This is a genomic window from Paenibacillus ilasis (assembly GCF_043195395.1).
Lineage (GTDB): Bacteria > Bacillota > Bacilli > Paenibacillales > Paenibacillaceae > Paenibacillus_AQ > Paenibacillus_AQ lautus.
This window is the reverse complement of sequence record NZ_JBHDJG010000003.1, coordinates 663,520-686,029: the sequence shown is the minus strand read 5'-3', so window position 1 is coordinate 686,029 and position 22,510 is coordinate 663,520. Positions and strand designations below refer to the sequence as shown.

15 protein-coding genes are annotated in these 22,510 nt (G+C 52.7%); 14 read left to right on the top strand and 1 reads right to left on the bottom strand.

What is annotated here, in order from left to right:
• The first annotated feature begins 216 nt into the window (after positions 1–216).
• The 4 genes from ACETK5_RS27255 to ACETK5_RS27240 all read left to right on the top strand — a co-directional run bounded on the left by ACETK5_RS27255 (position 217) and on the right by ACETK5_RS27240 (position 5,942).
• A complete protein-coding gene (locus ACETK5_RS27255) occupies positions 217–1,527 on the top strand; it encodes a sugar ABC transporter substrate-binding protein (RefSeq protein WP_100540304.1) in 1,311 nt (436 codons plus the stop codon).
• A gap of 97 nt (positions 1,528–1,624) precedes the next feature.
• Positions 1,625–2,938: a sugar ABC transporter permease gene (locus ACETK5_RS27250; RefSeq protein ID WP_100540305.1), complete on the top strand. Its 1,314-nt coding sequence runs from the start codon at positions 1,625–1,627 to the stop codon at positions 2,936–2,938.
• Positions 2,938–3,780, top strand: a complete 843-nt coding sequence (locus tag ACETK5_RS27245; RefSeq protein WP_076325595.1) for a sugar ABC transporter permease — start codon at positions 2,938–2,940, stop codon at positions 3,778–3,780. The genes ACETK5_RS27250 and ACETK5_RS27245 overlap by 1 nt, the downstream gene beginning before the upstream one ends.
• A 125-nt stretch (positions 3,781–3,905) precedes the next feature.
• Complete coding sequence (locus ACETK5_RS27240; RefSeq protein WP_394059032.1) at positions 3,906–5,942, top strand: methyl-accepting chemotaxis protein; 2,037 nt, start codon at positions 3,906–3,908, stop codon at positions 5,940–5,942.
• 621 nt (positions 5,943–6,563) lie between these two features.
• On the opposite strand, the gene ACETK5_RS27235 is transcribed toward ACETK5_RS27240, so the two are convergent.
• Complete coding sequence (locus ACETK5_RS27235; RefSeq protein WP_394059030.1) at positions 6,564–8,705, bottom strand: alpha-amylase family glycosyl hydrolase; 2,142 nt, start codon at positions 8,703–8,705, stop codon at positions 6,564–6,566.
• 434 nt (positions 8,706–9,139) lie between these two features.
• Between ACETK5_RS27235 and ACETK5_RS27230 the strand changes: the two genes are divergently transcribed.
• From ACETK5_RS27230 to ACETK5_RS27185, 10 genes are all read left to right on the top strand, one after another.
• A complete protein-coding gene (locus ACETK5_RS27230) occupies positions 9,140–10,285 on the top strand; it encodes a serine hydrolase domain-containing protein (protein WP_394059028.1) in 1,146 nt (381 codons plus the stop codon).
• A gap of 319 nt (positions 10,286–10,604) precedes the next feature.
• Positions 10,605–11,561, top strand: coding sequence for a GNAT family N-acetyltransferase (locus ACETK5_RS27225; RefSeq protein WP_326116252.1), 957 nt, complete (start codon positions 10,605–10,607; stop codon positions 11,559–11,561).
• Positions 11,562–11,597: 36 nt separating this feature from the next.
• A complete protein-coding gene (locus ACETK5_RS27220) occupies positions 11,598–12,305 on the top strand; it encodes a PIG-L deacetylase family protein (RefSeq protein ID WP_394059026.1) in 708 nt (235 codons plus the stop codon).
• 512 nt (positions 12,306–12,817) lie between these two features.
• The gene (locus tag ACETK5_RS27215) at positions 12,818–13,432 is read left to right on the top strand and encodes an alpha/beta hydrolase (protein ID WP_326116250.1); all 615 of its coding nucleotides are present in this window, start codon (positions 12,818–12,820) and stop codon (positions 13,430–13,432) included.
• 140 nt (positions 13,433–13,572) lie between these two features.
• Entirely contained in the window at positions 13,573–14,520 is a 948-nt protein-coding gene (locus ACETK5_RS27210) for a carbohydrate ABC transporter permease (protein WP_394059023.1), read from the top strand.
• A gap of 18 nt (positions 14,521–14,538) precedes the next feature.
• Positions 14,539–15,378 carry a carbohydrate ABC transporter permease gene (locus ACETK5_RS27205; RefSeq protein ID WP_100540313.1) on the top strand — a complete coding sequence of 280 codons (840 nt, stop codon included), beginning with the start codon at positions 14,539–14,541 and terminating at the stop codon, positions 15,376–15,378.
• A gap of 154 nt (positions 15,379–15,532) precedes the next feature.
• Positions 15,533–16,903, top strand: coding sequence for an ABC transporter substrate-binding protein (locus ACETK5_RS27200; protein ID WP_394059021.1), 1,371 nt, complete (start codon positions 15,533–15,535; stop codon positions 16,901–16,903).
• A 98-nt stretch (positions 16,904–17,001) separates the two neighbouring features.
• A complete protein-coding gene (locus ACETK5_RS27195) occupies positions 17,002–18,813 on the top strand; it encodes a cache domain-containing sensor histidine kinase (RefSeq protein WP_394059019.1) in 1,812 nt (603 codons plus the stop codon).
• Positions 18,806–20,428, top strand: a complete 1,623-nt coding sequence (locus ACETK5_RS27190) for a response regulator transcription factor (RefSeq protein WP_394059017.1) — start codon at positions 18,806–18,808, stop codon at positions 20,426–20,428. Before ACETK5_RS27195 ends, ACETK5_RS27190 begins: the two co-directional genes overlap by 8 nt.
• Positions 20,429–20,478: 50 nt before the next feature.
• The gene (locus tag ACETK5_RS27185; protein WP_394059015.1) at positions 20,479–22,509 is read left to right on the top strand and encodes a heparinase II/III family protein; all 2,031 of its coding nucleotides are present in this window, start codon (positions 20,479–20,481) and stop codon (positions 22,507–22,509) included.
• Position 22,510 lies beyond the last annotated feature (1 nt).

Genomic DNA, 22,510 nt, shown 5'->3' with positions numbered 1-22,510 from the left:
TGCTTAAAACGGCTAAAAATGATCTGTGCAAACGTTTTTACATTCGATATTAAATGTTGTATGATGTTTTCAGTGAATGAAGCGCTTTCTCAACGGGATTTTTCCAAAGTATCTCGTCAGATGCTACATAGAAAAAGAGACGCTGAAAATTTTCTGAAATCGTTTGCGCAGATTTCCAACATTTTCTGATCATTTATTGAGAGGGGTAATCATGGAATGAAGATGAAGAAACTACTTACGCTAGCTGCAACCTTCACGTTGGCGTTCTCCATTACAGCGTGCGGAGGAAATTCACCTGCTCCTGCTGCTGAGGCACCTGCTGAGAATCCACCGGCCCAGGAGACGCCGGCCGAAAATACAGAAGCACCAGAACTTAAGCCAGAAGAAGGCGCTAAATTGATCGTATGGGAAAGTAGAGACGAAAGAGCCTACACGGATGCGGTTGCAAAAGAATTTACCGAGAAATACGGCGTTGAAGTAACCATCGAAGAATTGTCTCCGACCGACCAAGTTACCAAGCTTCAACAAGACGGACCATCCGGATTGGGTGCTGACGTTGTACTGTTCCCTCACGATAACCTGGGTAAAGCCGTAGCTACAAACCTGGTTCTGCCAAATGATTACTTCGAAGAAAAAACGAAGAGCAGCAACACGGAAGCCGCTATCCAAGGCGTAAGCTATGACGGCGTTCTGTACGGATACCCGCGCGCTGCTGAAACATACCTGATGTACTACAACAAAGACTTGGTAAAAGAAGTTCCAACAACGATGGAAGAAGTTATTGAATTCAGCAAAACCTTCACTGACAAATCCAAGAACAAATATGGATTTATGTTCGAAACAGGTAACCTGTACTTCGCATATCCATTCCTTGCTTCCAATGGCGGCTACATTTTCGGTAACGGCGGCGCAGATGTCAACGATATCGGCCTCAACAATGAAGGCGCAGTCAAGAGTATGGAAGTTTACGCAAGCCTGAAAGAAATCCTTCCGGTTAAATCCGGCGACATTACGCCTGATATCAAGCGCGGACTGTTCACATCCGGCGATCTGGCTATGGACATTAACGGACCTTGGGAGCTTGGCGGATACAAAGAAGCGCTTGGCGACAAGCTTGGCGTTGCTCCAATCCCAACGATCGGTGGCCAGCCTGCTGTATCGTTCTCCGGTATCAAAGCTTGGTACGTAAGCTCGTTCACGAAATACCCGCAAGCTGCTCGCTTGTTTGCTGACTTTGCAACAAGCAAGGAAGCGCAATTGAAACTGAGCGCATTGGTTGGATCGGTTCCAACCAACAACGAAGCTCAAGAAGACGATCAAATCAAGAATGACGAGTATGTATCGGCATTCACAGAGCAATTCAAATCTTCTCAACCGATGCCATCCGTTCCTGAAATGGCTAACGTATGGTCTCCTGTAGGCGCTGCGCTGGCTGAGATCTGGGATAACAACAAAGACGTGAAAGAAACGCTTGATAAAGCTGTAAATCAAGTGAAAGATCTCAACAGTGGTGGAGCTGGCGAGTAATTACGTTCTTATATAATGCGAGATAGATGAAGAAGTTCACCCGCCGAACAACCGGCGGGTGATTCCTCGATTATATGGAGAGGAGAATGGAGGGAGCATGCGTCAACATCGTACGACAGCAGCCGTATTATCAGCCATCTGTATGGGTCTGGGTCAGCTTTACAACCGGCAATGGATCAAAGGCGTTCTTTTACTTATCGTAGGTATATTCAGTCTGTATTACTTCATCAACAACCTGGGTGATGCCATCTGGGGAATGACAACTTTGGGGGAACAGGGAAGCCATTTAGAGAAAGTCAACGGATTAACCCAAATGGTAGCAGGTGACCATTCCATCAATCTGCTGATTGAAGGACTTATCACCATGATTATGTTTGCGCTTTTTCTTATTGGGTATTATGCCAATATCAAAAACGCATATAACGCTGGAAAACTAAGGGAACAGGGTGTGAAACCCAACAATTTCAGACAGACCCTTTACTATATTTTTGAATGGAAATTTGCGCAATCTTTCCTGACACTGCCGGCCATCGGTATTTTGTTTTTTACGGTTATGCCGATTATCTTCATGGTCATGCTGGCGTTTACGAACTATTCCGCACCAAACAATCTGCCGCCGGCGAATCTGGTTGACTGGGTCGGTTTCAAAACCTTCACCAATCTCGTCGCATTGAAATCGTGGAGCCACACCTTCTTCGGCGTCCTGACCTGGACGATCATCTGGGCTGTGTTGGCCACGGTAACGACGTATTTTGGCGGTGTGCTCGTTGCATTGCTTATTCAACAAAAAGGAATTCGTTTCAAAGGCGTATGGCGTGTCATTCTGATCATTCCATATGCGATTCCGCAGCTGATTTCTTTGCTCGTGATGCGTAATATGTTTAACGGACAATTCGGACCGATCAACCAGTATTTAAGATATTTCGGTTTGGAAGGACTGCCATGGCTGACCGATCCGGTCTGGGCCAAAGTGACCGTTATTATCGTCAATATGTGGGTAGGTATTCCGGTATCCATGCTTCTTGTCATGAGTGTTCTGACTACGATACCGAAGGATCTTTATGAAGCGGCCGATGTGGATGGGGCGACCGGATACCAGAAATTCAAAATTATCACCCTGCCGATGATTTTGTTCTCGACGGCACCGGTACTGATTACGCAATTTGCCGGTAACATTAATAACTTTAACTTGATTTTCCTCCTGACGAACGGTAACCCGGTTGTGGGTGACTATCAATATGCGGGGGCGACGGACCTGCTGGTAACCTGGCTCTATAAACTGACCCTGGATCAGCAGCGCTACAGCATGGCATCGGCCATCGGTATCATCATCTTCATGATTATTGCGACCTTCTCGATTTACAATTATCGCAGAACCAGATCCTTTAAAGAGGAGGATATGATCCAATAATGGGAATTAAAATGAGAAATGCGATTCGCCTGACGGCAAGTTACATTACGCTTGTCATCATCGCGATCGGTTGTATTTACCCGGCGCTCTGGATTATTCTGGCCTCTTTCCGTCCCGGAAAGTCGTTGTACAGCAAATCCTTGATTCCAGAATCTTTTACGCTCAGTCATTATAAAGAATTGTTTACGTCCCAAAGCTTTCTGTTTGGCACGTGGTACATGAATACGTTGAAAATTGCGATATTCTCCATGATTATCGGGACCATTCTTGTCCTGCTTACAAGTTATGCGGTATCCCGGTTCCGGTTTAAAGGCCGGCAGAATGCGCTATCGGTCATTCTCGTGCTGGGGATGTTCCCGGGCTTCATGAGTATGATCGCCCTGTATATCTTGCTGAACTCCCTGGATCTGCTGAACACGCATGCGGCGATGATTATCGTGTATGCGGCAGGGGCACCGCTAGGCGGAACCCTGATCATGAAGGGCTTCCTGGATACGATACCGCGAAGCTTGGATGAAGCGGCGAAGATCGACGGAGCCACCAACTTCCAGATTTTCCGCAAAATCATTCTGCCGTTGTCGAAGCCGATGATCACGTATATGGGCTTGACCCTGTTCGTTGGTCCGTGGGTAGACTTTATCTTTGCCAGACTCGTGCTCCGGACAAAAGAAAACTGGACGCTCGCCGTCGGTTTGTGGGATCTCGTCAACTCGACTCAGGACAGTAACTTTACGCTGTTCGCTGCCGCATCGGTACTGATCGCACTGCCGATCACCCTGCTGTTTGTGTTCCTGCAGCGTTTGCTGGTCGATGGCATGACGGCTGGTGCAAGCAAAGGGTAAGGTATGGATAGCTAATCGTATGGATTCATCATAAGACTGATAGAGAGAACATCGAAGAGACACAGCCGGTAACCGCTAGCTGTGTCTTTTTGCATTTAAACATCGATGCAGGGGGACATCTACATATGAACATGATGAGGCGTTTTCAATTCAAAGCAGTTGGGATGAAGCTGTTTGTTATCTTTTTTACCACGATCGTGCTGTTATCCTCGGCGTTGGGCTTATTATCGTATTTCATTTCCAAGGACACGGTGATGGATCAGGTGTCGGAAGCGACTTCGGGGCAGATGATGCAGGCGGCGGACAAGCTGGATTTTCTGCTGGCCCAATATGAAGCCGCTTCCCGTCAGTGGGCCTTGGACACGGTGCTTCGCGAGGATCTCATTACGGTGAGTACTGCGGATATCGGCATTCGGGACAAAACGCAGGCCGAGAACCGAATCCGTGAGAAGCTGAACGGGATGGCATCTTCGGATAAACGTCTGCAGGGCATGCGTCTGGTTGCGCCCAATCTTCAAGCTCAAAGCTCCTATAATTCCACGGGCTTATCGGGCATGTCATCCGCGGATAGCGTGAAGGCGAAGATTGACCGGATTATACAGGCCGATGGCGAACCGGTATGGTTCCCGACAGAGGTGCAAGGCTTTATGGAGAACGAGAAAACCGCCACCATGACGATGGGGAGATTGCTGAAAAACCTGAAGAATCCGGACGCGCAGTACATCCTGCTGATCGATATCAAGGACGAGGCGGTCGGAGAGGTGCTGGCGAATTTAAAAATAGGGAATAACGGGCAGATGCGAATCGTGGCCGATGATAACCGGATCGTGCACGATATGGACACGGCCCAGCTGATGCAGCCGTCCACCATTACGGTTCCTCAAGAGGCCGAAGAAGGAGGGATTTATTACACCGCCGACGAGCAGATGGTGGTGTATACGCCGCTGAAGACGGCTCCTTGGCATATGGTCGGCTTTGCTCCCGTTAGCGATTTCGTGCAAGCCACGGACAAACTGCTGGCCGTGACGCTTGTGGTCATTGTGGCCGCGATCCTTATTGCGGTACTGATCGGCTATTATATGATGCGTTCCATCGGCCGCCCGCTGAACCAGATGTGCAGCCTGATGGAAGAGGGGGAGCAGGGGAATCTGAGGGTTCGGACCGAATTCCGGCGCGTGGATGAAATTGGCCGTCTCGGACACAGTTTCAACCGGATGATGGGGCAAATCTCGGCTTTGGTCGATCAGACGAATGCTTCCGCGAAGGAAGTGCTGGTTACGGCGGAGGAGTTGGCGGAAGCATCGAAGGGAACCTCGTTGACGGCAGGTGAAATTGCATCGGCCATGGAGCAGATTGCACAAGGAAGCGGAAGCCTGGCGATGGAAGCCGAACGGGAGAATCAGCTGGCTGAGAACATTGGCGTCCAGATGAGCAAGGTTTCGGATTCGAATCAAGTGATGGAGGCAGCGGCTGATCGGGTGCTTCGGGTGACGGGAGAGGGCGCCCGGCATATGGACAATCTGGTGGAAAAATCCACGCGGATTAATCAGGTGAACCGGGCCATCGTCCAGAATGCGGAGAAGCTGAAGGATAATACCGCGTCGATTCACAAAATATTGGAGCTGATGTCGGAGATCACGCATCAAACCAACGTGCTGTCCATTAACGCGACGATTGAAGCGGCCCGTGCGGGGGCAGCAGGCAGCGGCTTCATGGTTGTAGCCAATGAAGTTCGGAGCTTGGCGGATCGTTCCAAGGAATCGATCCATACCGTAGGCGCGATGATCAAGGATATCCGGGCTGAAGTGCAAGGCTCTGTTGATGCATTGACGTCGGCATCACCGCTCTTTGACGAGCAGCTGCATTCGGTTCAGGAAGCTCAGGGCGTATTTGATCATGTTCGCCACGAGATGGATGCTCTTTTAACCGAGATCCGCGAATCGACCCGTTCGGTAGAGGTACTGATCGGTTCCCAGCTTACTCTGACCGACTCGATCTCGGAGGCGAGCTCGATTGTGCAAGAGACCAGCGCCGCCACGGAGGAGGTCGCTTCGATGTCATCCGAGCAGTTCAAGGTGAGCGAGAAGCTGGTTGTCCTGTCTTCACGCTTGGAGGAGCTGTCGGAGGGATTGCGCAAGTCATTGGTGATGTTCAGGACGTAAATGGTTTTTGTATAGTGAGACGCTGCGAGTACGTATCGTTCCTCCAATCGCTGTTGCCCCCAATTTTCTTGGGATTATAATTCTGCAGTAGAAAATCGGGGGCAAAGGCGACCACTATCGTTTTTCCGGAATCGATTCGTCCTCTTTCGCTACTGCGTGCTATGCGCATAACTATTTACGCTAGGGTGTGGGGGAGTATGGAAAAAAGCCGATGAAGGGGAACATCTTCATCGGCTTTTTGTTGGTGGCGTGTTACTCGGGAGTGCTGGGATATAGCGAGGGATCGTTGAGTTATCTCGTGCACTTGTTGAGTTACTACCTGCGCTGGCATGCTCTCCCTTTGGGAGTCGCTTCATGTATTGCAGGGGGGAACTTCGTGCGTTTAACGGGTTATTGCCTGCCGGAATCGCTTTTTTTAAAGTTGCACGAATAAAAACCAGCTCTGGGACAATTCCCGGAGCTGGTTTTGTTTAGGTGCTGCTCTTAGCAAAAGCCTATGGGTTGCAGCCACTGCTTCGCACTAATGGTGGCCGTGCCGCTCGCCGGAGCGGTTATGATGTGGTAGCATGCGGCGTGCTAACAGTTGTCGGCTCGCGTCCGAAGTGGTAGCATACGGCCGGCTTACGGCTGCCAGTTTACATTAATCGTGGCCGTGCCGCTCGTTGGAGCGGTGAAGGAATGGTTTGATCCGCCTTCCCACGTTACCGTTGAGCCTTGTTTTTTCAGGAATTTGAATTCAATGGTTTTGCCAGCAGGAACGCTGACGTCATAGTACCAGGTCGGGTACTGATAGATGACCTGATTATATAACGGACCGATGGCTTTGGCCGGGTCCCAATTGCCAAGCTCGCTTACGCTGCCTGCCAGGTATACGTTTTGTCCGAGCGCGGTGGTGGCATTGTTCACCACAAACCGGACGCTGACTTGGTCCCCGGTCAGCACTTCGAAGTTGTCGTGTACATTGCTTGAAGTGCCAGCGCTATTGGCGACTTTGATGTTATATACGCCACCGGCTACCGCAGGGATCTTCACTTTGATCTGCGTGTCTTCCCATGCCGTAATGTTAGCGCCTGTTACGGCCGTCGAGCCGAAGTATACCGTGCCTTTGGTTGCGCCGAAGCCGCGACCGTCAATAGTGATGGTTGCGCCTGGTTTGGCCATCATCGGTCCTACGTGCCCGATCGTTGGCGAGGTCACGGCCGTGGTATATTGCCATACGGCCGTACCGCCCGCAGCGAGCGTAAAGTTGGAAGCTGCTCCGCCTGTGCCAACGGTCAAGCTGTTGCCGTTCAGAAGTCCGCCTAGGACGTCGGCATAGCTGCCGGCAGGCAATGAAGTCGCCAATCCCGTAATGGAGGCCGGCGTGTTCACGTTGCGGTTTACAGCGATAAGCGCCACGTTGCTGCCGAATTTGCGTTCATAAATCAGCACATCATTGTTGATCCAGCGCTCCTGCGTCGTTCCATAGGCGATGGCCGGATTGGATTTACGCAGCGGCGCCAGCTTTTTAATTACTTGGTAAGCGGTAGTCGTCGTAGAGAACGAAGGAATCCGTGCCCGGTTGTTAGGATCGTTCCCGCCGGACATGTATTGTTCGGTTCCGTAATAGATGGCCGGCACCCCGCGTGAGGTAAGCGTGAAGGCCAAGGCCTGTTCCAGCTTCCGGCGGTTGGCGCTGTTATCGTGGAAACGTTCCATGTCATGGTTATCGATGAATGTGACCTGATCCTCCACTTGGGCATAATCGGTTGCCGAGCCCTCCAGCATGGACTTCAGACCGTACATATTGTCGGTGTTATCCCTGAATACCTGGCGTACCTTTTGTGCGAAACGGAAGTCCAGCAGGCTCATGCCGGATTCGTTGGCAAACTTATGGTTTTCGGCACTCACTTCGTTCACGCCGAGGAACCATTCGCCGAAGGTGAAGACCGGCTTATAGTTGTTAACGGTGGCCATAAAACTCTTCTGCCAACCAAACGGCATATGTTTCACCGCGTCCATTCGAATGCCGTCAATGCCCAGATCGAGCCACATTTTGATGGCATCCTTCAGGTAGGTATCCACGGTGCTGTTGTTGTGGTTCAGGTCAGCAAGGTCGTACAGGTTTTTGTAAATCCCGTTCTCTGTCGTCGAGAAATCTGTGCCCCCGTTATGATGGAACAAATTCTGCGTATCGTTTGTGTATCCGCCGAGCAGGGTGCCGTTGTTGTACAGCTTCCCGTTCTCCGCGAACGACGGCTGGTCCGAAGAAGCGGGAGAGGTGTGGTTCGGTGCGAAGTCGATGATGACTTTAATATTCTTGGCATGAGCGGCAGCGATGAGATTCTGGAAATCGGCGATCGTGCCGTAAGCCGGATTCGTTTTCTTGAAGTCTCTGGCCCAATAGCCATGATAAGCGGTGTTGTTCACGCCGGAATAGTTGATGACGCTGTAGATGTTCTCGACAGGCTGGGAGATCCAGATGGCGGTAACGCCCATGCCGGTCAGGTAGCCGTCGTTGATTTTGTTAATGATCCCTTGCCAGTCACCGCCGCAGTACAGCCTCAGATTAGTACAGGTACCGTCAAAGGCAGGTCCGGTCGGGTTGTTGGCCGCATTGCCGTCGGAAAAACGATCCGTAAAGATTTGATAAATGACATCCGTGCTGAAATTTTGCTTGTTGGATACCGAAGTATCCGGGGCTGCATGGGCTGGGCCGAGCAAGCTCAGGGCCAGGGACAAGCTAAGGGCAAGAGCGGTTGTCAGTTTGTAAAACTTTTTCATCGTAATTCCTCCTATGTAGTTGATATAGAGAAGGTTGGTTTTACTAGCTTATCGGCTGCTTGAGCATCACCTCCCATACAAAATCGGGCAACAAAAAACCCCGGAATCTCCTGTAGAGAAACCGGGGTTGTTCCATACCGGGTGTGCGGTTACGGAATGCATGGCCCTTAAATTATGCGAGTGTTTGATTTCAACAATATTGTAAATGAAAGCGAATTCAAGTATCAATACGTAATATCCAAATAAAAGGAAAATATATGTAGGATATGGTGAAATTAAATTTTATTATTGCTAATTATTATTGAAACAAAATTTTACAAGTCATATAATAGGTCTAGGAAACGTTTACATTTTGATGATGATATTGAAGCGAATGGCATGATCGTTATTCAGTTGATCCGGCTTAAGGCCTTGAAGCAAAGGAGGAGAGAACAATGGAGCGTCATGCGGAGGCTGGTGCAGAGCAGCTTGGATTGGGAATCAAGGGAGTGAAGTCGGCTTGCGCCGCCATAGAACGCGAGATTGCGTCAGGGACGACACCGGGTGCCGTACTGGGCGTTCTGCATGAAGGCAGAAAATGGTTCTACGCAGCCGGCTATGCCAATCCCAAGCCAGCGCAGGGGCAGCCTGTGCCTGTCAGCGAGGATACGTTATACGATTGTGCATCCTTAACCAAGGTGGTGGTTACGCTCCCGTTGATTCTGCAATTGATCGATGAGGGAATCTTGACCTTAAGCACAAAAGTGAGTGACATTCTCCCTCCATTCGGAACGGCAGGCAAAGAAGAGATTACGGTAGGCCAGCTGCTGACGCATACTTCCGGGCTCCAGGCGGATATGAACCTGCATTCCCATGGCTGGGACAGGGAGCAGATGTGGAATGCCGTTCTTTCAGCACCGCTCGTGACCAAGCCGGATACCGAAGTGATTTACAGCGACTTGGGATATCTGACGCTTGGACGCATCATAGAACGGTCGCTCGAACTACCTTTGGACCAAGCGTTTAAGCGATGGGTGTCGGATCCGCTGGGCATGCGTCATGCTACACTGACTCCTTCGCCGGAACAGCCCGGCCGCTATGCCGCAACGGAGTATGAGGATACCATCCAGGATCATCTGTGCGGGATCGTGCATGACGAGAAGGCCCGGGCCTTGGGTGGTGTATGCGGCCATGCCGGCTTGTTTGCCACAGCAGGCGATCTGCTGCGGTACACGCGAATGTGGCTGGAGCAAGGGGCGATCCCGGCAACGGCGAGTCCAGAGGCGGAGGGCGGGGAATCCCGCATTTTATCTCGGGCTGGGGCTATTGCGGCCACTCGTACCCATACAGGACATATGCATGGCTCCAACCGTGGTCTGGGGTGGGTACTGAAAGGGGATAAGATGGATGCTTCCGGTGATTGGATGGGTCCTGGCTGTTATGGACATACCGGATTTACCGGAACCAGCATGTGGATCGATCCCGAGTTGGATCTTGCGGTCGTTCTGCTGACAAACCGCGTATACGGGGGGCGGAGCAGCAGCGTGGCTCAGCTGCGCGCACAGGTCCACAACGCGCTGACGGGAGCCGTGGCATGGTGAGACGGGGATGTCGCGGCGTATGGTTGACAGCCATCCAGGCATGCCCCGGACCATGCGCCGTGTGCACAGGGAGTAGTGCGCACGATGTACACAATAACCGCCGTTCAATTCGGTAGGGGCAACGGCAATCGGGAGGCAATATGACGCCGGATGGACATTAGCAATATCCAAATTGAGCCGGTTCATTTATGGAACTTGTAAATAGATGTACCGCCCAGTACATGAAATATTTTGGTTAATTAAGATGAACCGGTTGCACGCCGTTTTGCGGCAATCGCAGCCAATCCAAGGACTTACGACAATAAGGAGGGAATACGCAATGACGAGTTTAACCTACAGGTCTTACCGGCCTGGGGACGAGGACGGTATCACTGCGCTGTGGAACGCCTGCCTGCCGGGAGATCCCATCACCCGGCTCCGCTTTCGGAATTTGGTGCTGCTCGATCCGAACTTTGATCCGCAGGGACTGCGGATTGCAGAGCAGGAGGGCCGCATGGTGGGCGTCCTGTATGCGGTGCGCCGGAGGCTGCCGATGATCGGCACCGAGCTGGAGCCGGATCACGGCTGGATCACCTTCTTCTATACCGATCCGTCGGTTCGAAGACAGGGTGTAGCGTCGCGGCTGCTGCAGGAAGGCGAAGACTATCTTCGCGGTCATGGGCGCAGCAAAGTCTTTTTCTCCTCGTATGCCCCGAATTATATCGTGCCGGGCATCGATGGCGAGCGATATCCGGAAGGCTTGGGGTGGCTTGCGGCCAGCGGCTTTACCCGCAATTACACGGCGGTGGCGATGGATCGCTCCCTGGTCGATTTTCATATGCCGCCGGAGGTAACGGAGCTGAAGCGGCAGCGAGAGGAAGAAGGCTTTACCTTCACGCTGGCCCAGGACAGCGATTTGGTGGAGCTGATCGAGTTTGCGACGGACGTGTTTAACCCGGATTGGGGCCGGGCGATTCGTGAGGGACTGCTGCAGCGACTAAGAACGGATCAGATCCTGATCGCGCGCGATCAAGGAAAGCTGGTGGGATTCTGCCTGCATAACGGATATGAAGGTGTGACTGAACGCTTCGGTCCGTTTGGCGTAGACCCGTCGATGCAAGGGAAGGGCCTCGGCAAAATCCTATTATATGATTGCCTTGCTCTCATGCGGGCTCAAGGACTGCACGGTGCCTGGTTCCTCTGGACGGGTGAGCAAAGCCCCGCAGGACATCTGTACCGCAAAGCCGGATTTCACGTGACGCGCCGGTTCGATATTATGAGCAAGCCGCTTCAATAGATTCTACTACTTTTCATACAAAAGGGGAGATCCGATTTGACGGAAGCAAAGCAGCATCATATTTTGGCGATTGGCGGACATGCGGGCGATATGGATCTAACGGCAGGAGCCGTAATCGCTAAATACACGCAGGCTGGCCACAAAGCAACGTTTCTTCATTTAACGCCGGGGGAGAAGGGACACCCTCGACTGACGCCCGAGGAGTACGCGAAGCAGAAGATTGACGAAGCTCACCAATTTGCCGATATCGTTGGCGCGGATGTCCGCTTCCTTGCTTACAAGGATGCCGAGCTGCCGCTTGATGAGGAAGTGAAATATCAGGTAGCGGACGTCATACGGGAAGTGAAGCCGGATATCATCATTACGCATTGGAAGGAGAGCATTCATAAGGACCACTCCAATACCCATTACATTGTGGAGGACGCCCGCTTCTATGCGGGGCTGAAGACGATTGAACGGGAGCTTCCGGCCCACTATGCCCAGCATTTATACTATGCGGACAATTGGGAGGACCCGTATGATTTTCATCCCGAGGTATTCATCGATATTCCGGACGAAGCCTATGAAACGTGGGTGAGAGCCATGAACGTGTACGCTTATGCGCGCGGGGAAACCTATGGCTTCCCGTTCATCGAATATTACGAAGCGCTCACGATCGTGCGGGGGGCTCCGGTGAACTTCAAGCGGGCTCAAGCCTTTGCCGTTCCGAGAGGCGCGTTAACCAAACGATTACAATTTTTCTAAATATATGGTTTTACATCCAGACAACTGGAATAATACCTAATGAAATCACAAAAAAATTGTGAGAAATGCCAAAACATCCACTGACATTATACCTATCTTTTGATATAATGAGTGATGTTACGGGGGAACACGTACGGAATCATATATAGAGAATACAAACAGGAGAGGAAGTCTTCCATAGTGGAGGCTTCCTCTCTTTTCGTTTTGTTCGTCACCGGTTGTGATACACAGGCTACGGGCGATATAGCGTTTCCGATTGCAGCTCTGGCGTGGAGGGGGAGGGTCGGCTGTTGCATTTTTTAAAATCCATGGTATGATGTATTTAAAGAATCTTAAATTAAAGATATTATAACAGGATATTAGGGCAACCTTTGATGGGGATTGCGACCTAATTTATGATGTGGTTTTTAGGGCTGCCTTTGGTCCTATTGAGCTATTCCAGGGCATTCTAACATTAATGGTGTCAAACGGAAATCTAACCATATCACCAATCGAAGGGAGACTACAAATATATGGAACATACGCATATTTACCGCCAGGGAACTTCCCCGGAGGCACCAACCTTACTATTGCTGCACGGTACCGGGGGGAACGAGGAGGATTTGCTGCCGCTGGCCGAGATGATCTCGCCAACGTCGAATGTGCTCGGGGTCCGCGGGAACGTGCTGGAGAACGGCATGCCGAGATTTTTCCGGCGTCTGGCCGAAGGCGTGTTTGATCTAGAGGATCTCGTGAAGCGCACGAACGATCTGAATGAATTCCTGAACTGGGCAGCCGCCGAGTACGATTTTGACCGCAGCCGCATCGTGGCAGTCGGGTATTCAAATGGCGCCAACATTGCCGCAAGCCTGCTGTTCCACGAAGGGGACGCGCTGCAAGGGGCCATCCTCCACCATCCGATGGTTCCGCTGCGGGATAAAACCTTGCCGGATTTGACCGGCGTACCGGTCTTCATCGCGGCCGGCCGGCGCGATCCGATGTGCACGCCGCAGGAGAGCGAGGATCTGAACGAGCTATTGAGCGGGGCAGGCGCGGACGTGAAGCTGCATTGGGAGAACGGGGGGCATCAGCTCAGCCGTGCAGAGGTCGGGATGGCCGCTTCCTGGTTTAAGGAGAAGTTCCTGTAATACCGGGCATGCCAAGATCCATGATGCGTTCCCTGTCTAATCAAGTAAAAATGAAAGCGAATATGATCAAAATACCGTCAATGCGTTGGCGGTATTTTTTTTATACTTAACCCATCGAATAAGAATCGAGGGGGTCCGACATGGCACAGACAATGGAGACGATGAAGAAGCCTGGCACCCAGCCGACGCGGGGGTACAAGTCCCGGGGATCCTTGCAGCGGGGAGAGAACCTATGGGGGATCGCATTTGTAAGCCCGATGCTGATCGGCGTTATCATTTTGGTGCTGTTTCCGATATTGGCAACGCTTGTGCTGGGGTTTGCCGATTGGAATTTCGTGCAGGGCTGGGACGGCATCCGGTGGGTCGGGTTTCAAAATTTCCGCCAGCTGCTGGAGGATGACATGTTTATCAAGTCGGTTCGCAACAACATCTTGTTTCTGTTGACGGTACCGATCTATATGATGATCTCGATGGCGCTGGCCATTTTGATCGACCGGTTTGTATATATGAAGGGCTATTTTAAAGTGGCTTACTTCATGCCTTACATATCCAACATCGTGGCGGTTGCCGTCGTATGGCAGGTGCTGTTCCAGCCGTCCTACGGGCCGATCAACGAAATCCTCCGGACGCTCGGGATGTCCAATCCGCCCAAGTGGATTGCCGATCCGAATTTCGCACTGATTTCCATTATGCTGATTTCGATCTGGATTTCCATTGGCTTCAATTTAATTATCTATATCGCTGGGCTGCAAGCCATACCGAAGGATCTGTACGAAGCGGCGGACATCGATGGAGCGAACGACTGGACCAAGTTCAGGCGCATTACGCTGCCCCTGTTGTCGCCGACATCTTTTTTCCTGCTGGTAACGGGGATTATCTCCACATTCAAGGTGTTTGAAATTATTGCCGTCATGACCCAAGGCGGGCCGATTGGCTCCACCACGATGATGGTCTGGTACTTATATGATACAGCCTTCATTAATCTGAAGGTAGGTTATGCATCGTCCATTGCCGCGGTTTTGTTCGGTTTTGTCATGCTGATTACGCTGGGACAGTGGGCCGCTCAGAAGAAGTGGGTCAACTACTAGGAGGGAGGGCGCTGCTTTATGGGGACAAGAGTCGGCGTTGACTTGCGCAAGCTTATCGTCACGATCGTGATGTTCGTGGTGAGCATTCTGTTTCTCCTCCCTTTTATCTGGATGCTGGTGACATCCTTTAAGGTGGAGAGAGACGTATTCGTATATCCGATTCAGTGGATTCCGCGGGAGTGGAATGCGATTCAGAATTACAAGGAGGTATGGTTCGGCGATTATCCCTTCTATCTCTATTATTGGAACTCGATCAAAGTCAGCCTACTGACCACGATCATCTCGGCCATGGTATCCGCCCTGGCTGCCTACGGCTTCTCCAAAATCCGGTTTGCCGCCGGCAATTGGCTGTTCATCATCGTGCTGGTGACCTACATGATTCCGGGCCAGGCCATCCTGATCCCGCAGTTTATTCTATACCGCAATATCGGGCTGTTCGATAACCATTTCGGGCTCATTATGCTGGGAAGCTTCAGCGTGCTGGGAACGTTCATGCTCAGGCAATTCTTCATGGGGGTGCATCAGGAATTCATCGAATCCGCCAAAATCGACGGCGCGAACCATCCGCGGATTTTCTGGTCGATTGCGCTGCCGCTGGTGAAACCCGCTGTGGCCACCTATGCGATCCTGCGGTTCATCTGGACGTGGAACGATTATCAGAACCCGCTCATCTTCCTGCGGACGGACCGGCTCTTCACGATTCCGCTGGCGATGCAGAAATTCACGTCCTTGAGCGGAGAATTCTATTCCCTGATCATGGCGGCTGCCGTGTCGGCGATATTCCCGCTGCTGATCGTTTTTATTATCGGCCAGAAGAGTGTCATCGAAGGCATTGCGCTGGGCGGAGTCAAGGGGTAGGAGCCTCGGGAATGAACGGGGTAAAAATAGTTCCAACATCAGTAAAGATTGTTTTATGGTTGAGATGTAAGCGCTCTATATAATGTGGGTAGTTACAGCTAGAATCGTCACGACCTTACATACCGATAGATATCAATGGGGAGGGTTACAGACAATGATGAACAAGAAATGGTGGTCAGGCGTTCTCACGGCCGCGATGGTGATCGGCTTGCTGTCCGGCTGCGGCGGAGCGAAGGGAAATGCGACACAAGAGGGTTCCGCAGAAGGCGGGGGCAAGACCAATCTGAGGCTGTACACCTATGGCACGGAGGAAGCTTACAATTGGAAAAAGACGATCCAAGCCTATGAAGAGGCAACGCCGGGGGTAACCATTGAGCTGGTGCAGCTCAGCGAGAAGGGAGATACGCAGGAGGCGTTCAAGAAGCTTGACCTGGAGGCGGCATCCTCGGCCCAGATGGACATTCTGATGTTCAGCGATCCGGCAGGTTATGCGCAGCGGGTGGCGCTCGGCATGGCCGAGCCGCTGGATGACTTTATCGCGAAGGACGGGTACAGCGTGGAAACGGATTACAAAGTGGATACTCGCCTCGATGGCAAGGTCTACGCGCTGCCCGGCAAGTTCAACCCATGGTATGTGCTGCTGAACAAGGATCATCTGGAGGAAGCGGGACTGCCGGTTCCAACGGACTGGACCTGGGACGAATATGCGGATTATGCCAAAAAATTGACCCAGGGCGAAGGAGCGTCGAAGCGCTACGGGACGTATTTCCATGGTCCGCAAGGGGGCGGATGGCTGGAGTTTCTGAAGCTGATGATGGCCAATCAGCCTCAAGATACCGATTATTTGAAGGCCGACGGCTCTTCCAATCTGGATAACCCAACCTTCAGACAGACGCTGGAGCTGCGCGTGCGAATGGAGCAGGAAGACCAATCCTCGGTGCCTTATACGGACATGATCTCCCAGAAGCTGAATTACCGGACGCAATTCTTCAATCAATCCGCAAGCATGATCACGATCGGCAGCTGGATGAACACGGAGATCGGCGGAACGGATAAAGTGCCGCTGGACTTCAATGTCGCCGTAGCCCCATTCCCGAAAAACGAGGAAGGCGATCCGACGGGACTTACGCCGGTAACCACGGATTACGTGGCGGTGGCTGCCAAGTCGAAGCATAAGGAAGAAGCTTATAAATTCGTCCGCTGGTACACAACGGAAGGGCAAATCGTGCAGGGCAAGAATATTCCGGCCTGGCAGCAGGTGAAGACCGAGCAGGTGGAAGAGATCATTGACACCATTCTGTCGGGCACGAAAAGTCCGGAAAAGGTAGACAAGAAATCGCTCGTGGACACATTGGTTGCCTCGAAGGCCTCGGCCATCGTGCCGCCTGCGCCTTATCAGGCGGAAGTGTACGAGGCGGTGAACGAGGAATACGAGAAGCTGATTCTGGGTAATCAGGATATTGATCAGACCATCGCGAATTCGCAGGAGCGAGTGAACAAAATTATAGAATCCAACAAAAAATGATCTGGTATAATAGACAAAAAAATCGGGACGGAACTCTTCGTCCCTTTTTTTGAATTTGCGTACATCATTCCCGTCACGCCATACCCGAGGTGGATCCTATGCCCGCAAGACTGAAGAGCCTGGTCCCAAGCTCCATCAGGCATAAGCTGATATTAGCTGCCGTCACCTGCATCGTCGTTCCCGCCATCGTCAGCTTGATTCTGTACAATTCATTAACGAAGGAAGCCTTGAGGCAGCAGGCGGTATCCAACGCAAGCGATGCCCTTCAGCTGGTCCGCGGATCGGTGACGAATCTGCTCTTAAGCAAAATCAATATCGCCAACTATATCCAGATGAATTCCGGTTTGAATTCCTATTTCAAGCAGGTGGTCTCCGGCAACGAGGACCCGGATCCTTATCGCAGGTTCATGGAATCCAACCGGGTGCTGGAGCATCTGGACAGCTTGACGGTTGTCGGCGAGAAAAGTTATGTCACCGTCATTCTGGAGAACGGCTCCTATTACATGAATTATTCCGTAAGCGATTACAATCCGCTTGATTACAGGCAGCGCCCCTGGTTCGGCCAGATTTCGGAGCTGAAAGGCTTGGAGTCCTTGTGGACGGAGCCGGAGGCCACGATGTTCCGCTCCGACCAAATCGATCATCCGACGCAATTATCAGTGGTGCGCACCCTCCGGCTGCCGGATTCCGAAATTTACGGCTACGTGATCGTGACGTTCATGGAGGATCAGATCAGCGGGATCTTCAACTCCCTTTCAGAAGGCAATGATATGGTGCTGCTGGATGCCAAGGGAACCATCGTTTCCGGCAGCCATCAGAACCAGATCGGAGCGACCTTTGCTTATCTCGATGACTTGGATCAAGAGAAGCCGTATTCGATCGTATCGATGAATGGGGAGAAGCAGCTGATGGTACACCAGGACATTCCGTTTGCCGGATGGCGCCTGGTGCTGATGCAGCCGTACAAGGATGCGATCGTCAATATCAACTCGATTTTTAACCGGGTGTTCTTGTTTCAGATGTGTTCCTTTCTGATCTTTCTACTGCTGCTTATTGCGCTTGTCCGCACGTTTACCAAGCCGTTAGTCAAGCTCGGTAAAGTGGCAACCTCCGTGCAGCGCGGAAACCTGGAAGTCAGGTCGAATGTTCATGGCAATGATGAGGTTGGACGGCTGGGTCACTTATTCGACGATATGCTGGACCGGTTCAAAGCCATGATCTCGGAAATATCCGAGAACCAGGCGAGAAAACGAAAAGCGGAGCTCCGAATGCTCCAAGCCCAGATCCATCCCCATTTTCTGTTCAATGTCCTGAATTCGATCCGGATGAAGGTCATGAAACGGGGCGATCCCGAAAGCGCCAAGATGATTGGCTCCCTGTCGGTGCTGCTCCGCATGACGATCAGCCGGGAGGAGGACGAGATTGCGCTTCACGAGGAAATTGACCTGATCTCGCATTATGTAGCTCTCATGAACCTTCGGCAGAAGGAGGAGGTCAGGCTGGAGCTGGATATCGCGCCGGAGGCTTTCCTCTTCAAGGTGCCGCGCTTTTTTCTGCAGCCGATCGTGGAGAATGCATTAATCCATGGGCTCAACCAGCAGGCAGGGACGATTCGAATTGCAGCTGCCATGAAGGGCAGGCACCTCGTGCTGACGGTGAAGGACGACGGGATTGGCATGGATGCCGCCGTCAGGGAGTCGATTGCCCGGAGAATCCAGGGCCGATCCGACGGGTCTTCGAAACAGGAGGAGGCAAGCGGAGGCAGCTTCTCTCATATCGGTCTGCAAAATGTGATGGAACGGATGAGCATGGTGTTCGGCGAGGCTTTCCAATGCCGCGTCTACAGCGAGCCTGGCCAAGGAACGGTGATCGAGATGTTTATACCGGAAAGAGGGAATGCGGATGTATAACGTGATGCTGGTGGACGATGATTATCCCGTTATCGAGCTGTTGTCGGAGGCCATCTCGTGGAATGAGCTGGGCTTGAATCTGATGGGAAGTTATGAGAACGGAATGAGTGCCTGGGAAGATGCAAAGTCTTCGCCTCCGGACATTCTGATTACGGATATCGGCATGCCCAAAATGAACGGGCTTGAGCTGTCCGCACGCATTAAAGAGGTGAAGGCCGATGTACGGATCGCCATTCTGTCCTGCCACAACGAATTCCAATATGCCCAGCAGGCCATGCGCCTGAACGTGCAGGATTATTTACTGAAGGACACACTCGATCCCGAAGAGCTGGCACAGCTGCTGAGGCGGTTCAAGCAGGCGATGGACGAGGAAGCACAGAAGGGCTGGGAGCAGTCACGGATGATCCATCTGGTGGACGAATCCAGGGAACTGCGGAAGGAGCAGAGTCTCAAAAATTTCATCCACCAGCCCCTGCTGTCCCCTGAAAAATGGCGGCATGAGCTGTCGGAATATGGGGTGCTGAAGCCGGGCTATCACTGCCTTCCCGTGGTCGGACATCTGGAGGATGTGCGGGAGATCAGGCACCGCTTTGCCTCCAACCAGACGCTGCATTTTGCCCTGGGCAACGTGCTGCGGGAGGTGCTGGATCAATTAAATCCGGATGCGGTGCATGTCCTATACGATGCAAAGTCTTCGCTGCTCCTGTTCTCGTATCGACCCGGCTTGGGCAGCAACATATACGATGAGGCCACCGCCTGCCTAAAGGAGGTGCAGCGGACGCTCGAACGCGTGCTGCGAATCCGCATGTCGTTCCTGATCGGCCGGGGCTGCGCGGATCCTGAAGGCTTAAAGGCAGGGCTCAATGAACTGCTGGCCTGCCAGCATCAACGATTCTATCTGGAGCCGCAGGAGATATCCAAACTGAGCGGAACGCTTGAACAGAAAAGTGTGCCTGGAGATCCCGATCTCTTCGTTTATTATGACCGGGCCAGCTCGGAGCTGCGGGAATCACTGCTTGGAAAAGAGGGTTCCAGCGGGCCGAGCGACACAGTCGATCGGTGGATCGTTTGGATTCAAGGCAAGCGGTACTCACCGGAATCGGTCAAGGACTGGGTATTGAAGCTCCTGCTGGATCTAAAGCTGAGGCTTCATCTCCTGCATTCGCTGTCACCCGCGTATACGGCCGATGCGCTGCACAAAGAGATCATGGACATGGACTCCCTGAACGAGCTGAAATCCTGGCTTCACGATTATTTGGAATCCACCATACAGGCTATGGACCGGGGATTCGGGGGCAGCCGAAGATCGGAAGTGGCGGAGGCCTGCAAATACGTGTCCCTTCGGCTTGACCAGAGGATCACGCTGGATGACGTTGCCGGCTGCCTGCACCTGAATCCGAGCTATTTCAGCCGCATGTTCAAAAAAGAAACCGGCGTCACCTTCATCGAATACGTCACCCGGATGAAGATGGAGCGGGCCAAGGAGCTGCTGCGGCAGACGGACCGCACGGTCGGGGAAATCTGTGAAAGTCTGGCTTACGACAATGTGAGTTATTTCAGCAAGACATTCAAGGCGTATGCGGGGGTAACCCCCGTAGAGTTCCGAAACGGTTGAAAGGGCGTCTCCAACAGGGGGAGAAACGGGAAGGAGGAGGTTTTAGCCCGATGAACAGAATACAGGAGCTGATAACGATCGTGAACGGGATGGCTCCCGCCGATCTGCGGATGTATTACCAAGGCGGGGACCAGAGGTCCTTCTGGGAAGGCATCCGGCTAAGCGAGGATTACGAGCAGGACATATCCGAGATTCGCGAGGAAGGGGAACGGCTGCTGTCTGTTCCGAACCCGCCGCTGACGTATGACTTATTCATCCGGTTTGCCCGGCAGGGAACGAGGCTGGATTATGAGAAGGTTTATTTCGAGCGAAGGCTCAGGCTGAATACGTTTGCCCTGCTGACCCTTCTCGAGCCGGATAAGGAAGCGTATCGGACGGCTCTTCAGGAGATGATCTGGTCTATCTGCGATGAGTATACCTGGTGTTTGCCGGCGCATCTCAACGCGGAATCGCCGGGCGGCATCAAGGGGACGATTGATCTGTTCAGCGCCGAGACCGGGTTTACCCTCAGCGAAATCCGCGTGCTGCTGCGGGACCATCTGCCCTCGCTGCTGACCTCAAGAATCGGGGAGGAGGTTGAAGAGCGGTTATTCATCCCTTTCCTGAGCCAAGAGCACGGCTGGGAGACGGCCACGCACAATTGGTCTGCCGTCTGTGCCGGCTCCATCGGCTCCGCCGCGCTGCTGCTTATGGAAAGCGGGGACTCTCTAGCGAAGGTTCTGCTGAAGACGGAGCAGTGCATGGACTATTACCTGCAGGGCTTTGGCCCCGATGGAGCCTGTCTGGAAGGGCTGGGATACTGGAATTACGGGTTCGGTTATTTTGTGTATTATGCCGATTTGCTGCGCAAGCGCAGCCGGGGCGCGTTGGACTGGTTCCTGGCGGAGAAGGTCGGCCGCATCGCTTTGTTTCAACAAAAGTGCTTTTTGGGAGGGCAGGCGGTCGTCAACTTCTCCGATTCGCAGCCGAAAAGCACGGTACATATCGGTTTGTCTCATTATCTGGCCGGATTGTACGCAGACTTCGAGTCTCCGCCGCAGTCTCTCCGGTCGGGTTACCGTGACGATCATTGCAGCCGCTGGGCTCCGGCTTTGCGCAACCTGATCTGGCGGGATCCATTGATGACGGGAAGCGATTGGGGAGAGGCAAGTTATTATTTGCCCGATGCCCAGTGGCTGATCTCCCGCAGCTCCCATGGAGGCGAAGTGTACGCGTTTGCGGCCAAGGGCGGCAGCAATGGCGAGCCGCACAATCATAATGATCTCGGGCATTTTATCCTGTACGGCGCCGGGGAAGCATGGTGCTCGGACCTTGGCTGCGGGGAATACACGGCGGAGTATTTCGGCGAAGGCCGGTATGGCTATGATTGCAACGGCTCCCAAGGCCACTCCGTGCCGATCATCGATGGCCATGTTCAGCGAGAGGGTTCGGATAGCGCCGCGGTTGTATGGGAAGCGGCGACGGGTGAAGCCGTGGATCGGCTGCGGCTGGAACTGACCTCAGCCTACCGCGTTCCTGCGCTGCGGGCATTCACGAGGACGCTGGAGTGGAACAAGGAGGGAGATCAGCCAGAGCTAACGCTGAGCGACCGGTTCACGTTCGATTCGCCCCCGGAGAGTCTGGTGGAGCGAATCGTCACCAGGATACCGCCCGAGCTGGCGCTGATCGATGGCCGGCGGGTTGTTATGTTACGGGCAGCGGGAACTCTTGAGCAAGCAGAGGCAGGAGGGCAAGAAGCCGTTCAGGCCTTGGAGAAGAGGGGGGAGCCGATTGCGGCTGAAGAAAGAACCGGGGAGCAGTCGGCTCAGGGCCAAGGGGGGAACCGGGAGGGACCGGCTCAGCACCGAGGAGGTAATCGGGAGCAGCCTAAGGTACAGGACACTATCCCGGGTCCTGCTTTTTCCATAGACGACAGGCCCGGCCTGCTGATCCACTATGACAGCAAACTGGTGGAGCCTGAGCTGACAAGGCATACCTTCCGTGATCACTTCGGCAAGGAAGCGGCTTGGTATGCCGTGGATTTTAACGTGAAGGTCCCTGGCTTGCATGCGAATATCGATTTCAGATTTCAATTCATATGAA

Coding starts and splice junctions, on each gene's coding strand:
- ACETK5_RS27240 (WP_394059032.1), top strand. CDS start 3,906: ATGAACATGATGAGGCGTTTTCAATTCAAAGCAGTTGGGATGAAGCTG.
- ACETK5_RS27255 (WP_100540304.1), top strand. CDS start 217: ATGAAGATGAAGAAACTACTTACGCTAGCTGCAACCTTCACGTTGGCG.
- ACETK5_RS27230 (WP_394059028.1), top strand. CDS start 9,140: ATGGAGCGTCATGCGGAGGCTGGTGCAGAGCAGCTTGGATTGGGAATC.
- ACETK5_RS27215 (WP_326116250.1), top strand. CDS start 12,818: ATGGAACATACGCATATTTACCGCCAGGGAACTTCCCCGGAGGCACCA.
- ACETK5_RS27200 (WP_394059021.1), top strand. CDS start 15,533: ATGATGAACAAGAAATGGTGGTCAGGCGTTCTCACGGCCGCGATGGTG.
- ACETK5_RS27250 (WP_100540305.1), top strand. CDS start 1,625: ATGCGTCAACATCGTACGACAGCAGCCGTATTATCAGCCATCTGTATG.
- ACETK5_RS27225 (WP_326116252.1), top strand. CDS start 10,605: ATGACGAGTTTAACCTACAGGTCTTACCGGCCTGGGGACGAGGACGGT.
- ACETK5_RS27235 (WP_394059030.1), bottom strand. CDS start 8,705: ATGAAAAAGTTTTACAAACTGACAACCGCTCTTGCCCTTAGCTTGTCC.
- ACETK5_RS27195 (WP_394059019.1), top strand. CDS start 17,002: ATGCCCGCAAGACTGAAGAGCCTGGTCCCAAGCTCCATCAGGCATAAG.
- ACETK5_RS27205 (WP_100540313.1), top strand. CDS start 14,539: ATGGGGACAAGAGTCGGCGTTGACTTGCGCAAGCTTATCGTCACGATC.
- ACETK5_RS27185 (WP_394059015.1), top strand. CDS start 20,479: ATGAACAGAATACAGGAGCTGATAACGATCGTGAACGGGATGGCTCCC.
- ACETK5_RS27210 (WP_394059023.1), top strand. CDS start 13,573: ATGGCACAGACAATGGAGACGATGAAGAAGCCTGGCACCCAGCCGACG.
- ACETK5_RS27245 (WP_076325595.1), top strand. CDS start 2,938: ATGGGAATTAAAATGAGAAATGCGATTCGCCTGACGGCAAGTTACATT.
- ACETK5_RS27190 (WP_394059017.1), top strand. CDS start 18,806: ATGTATAACGTGATGCTGGTGGACGATGATTATCCCGTTATCGAGCTG.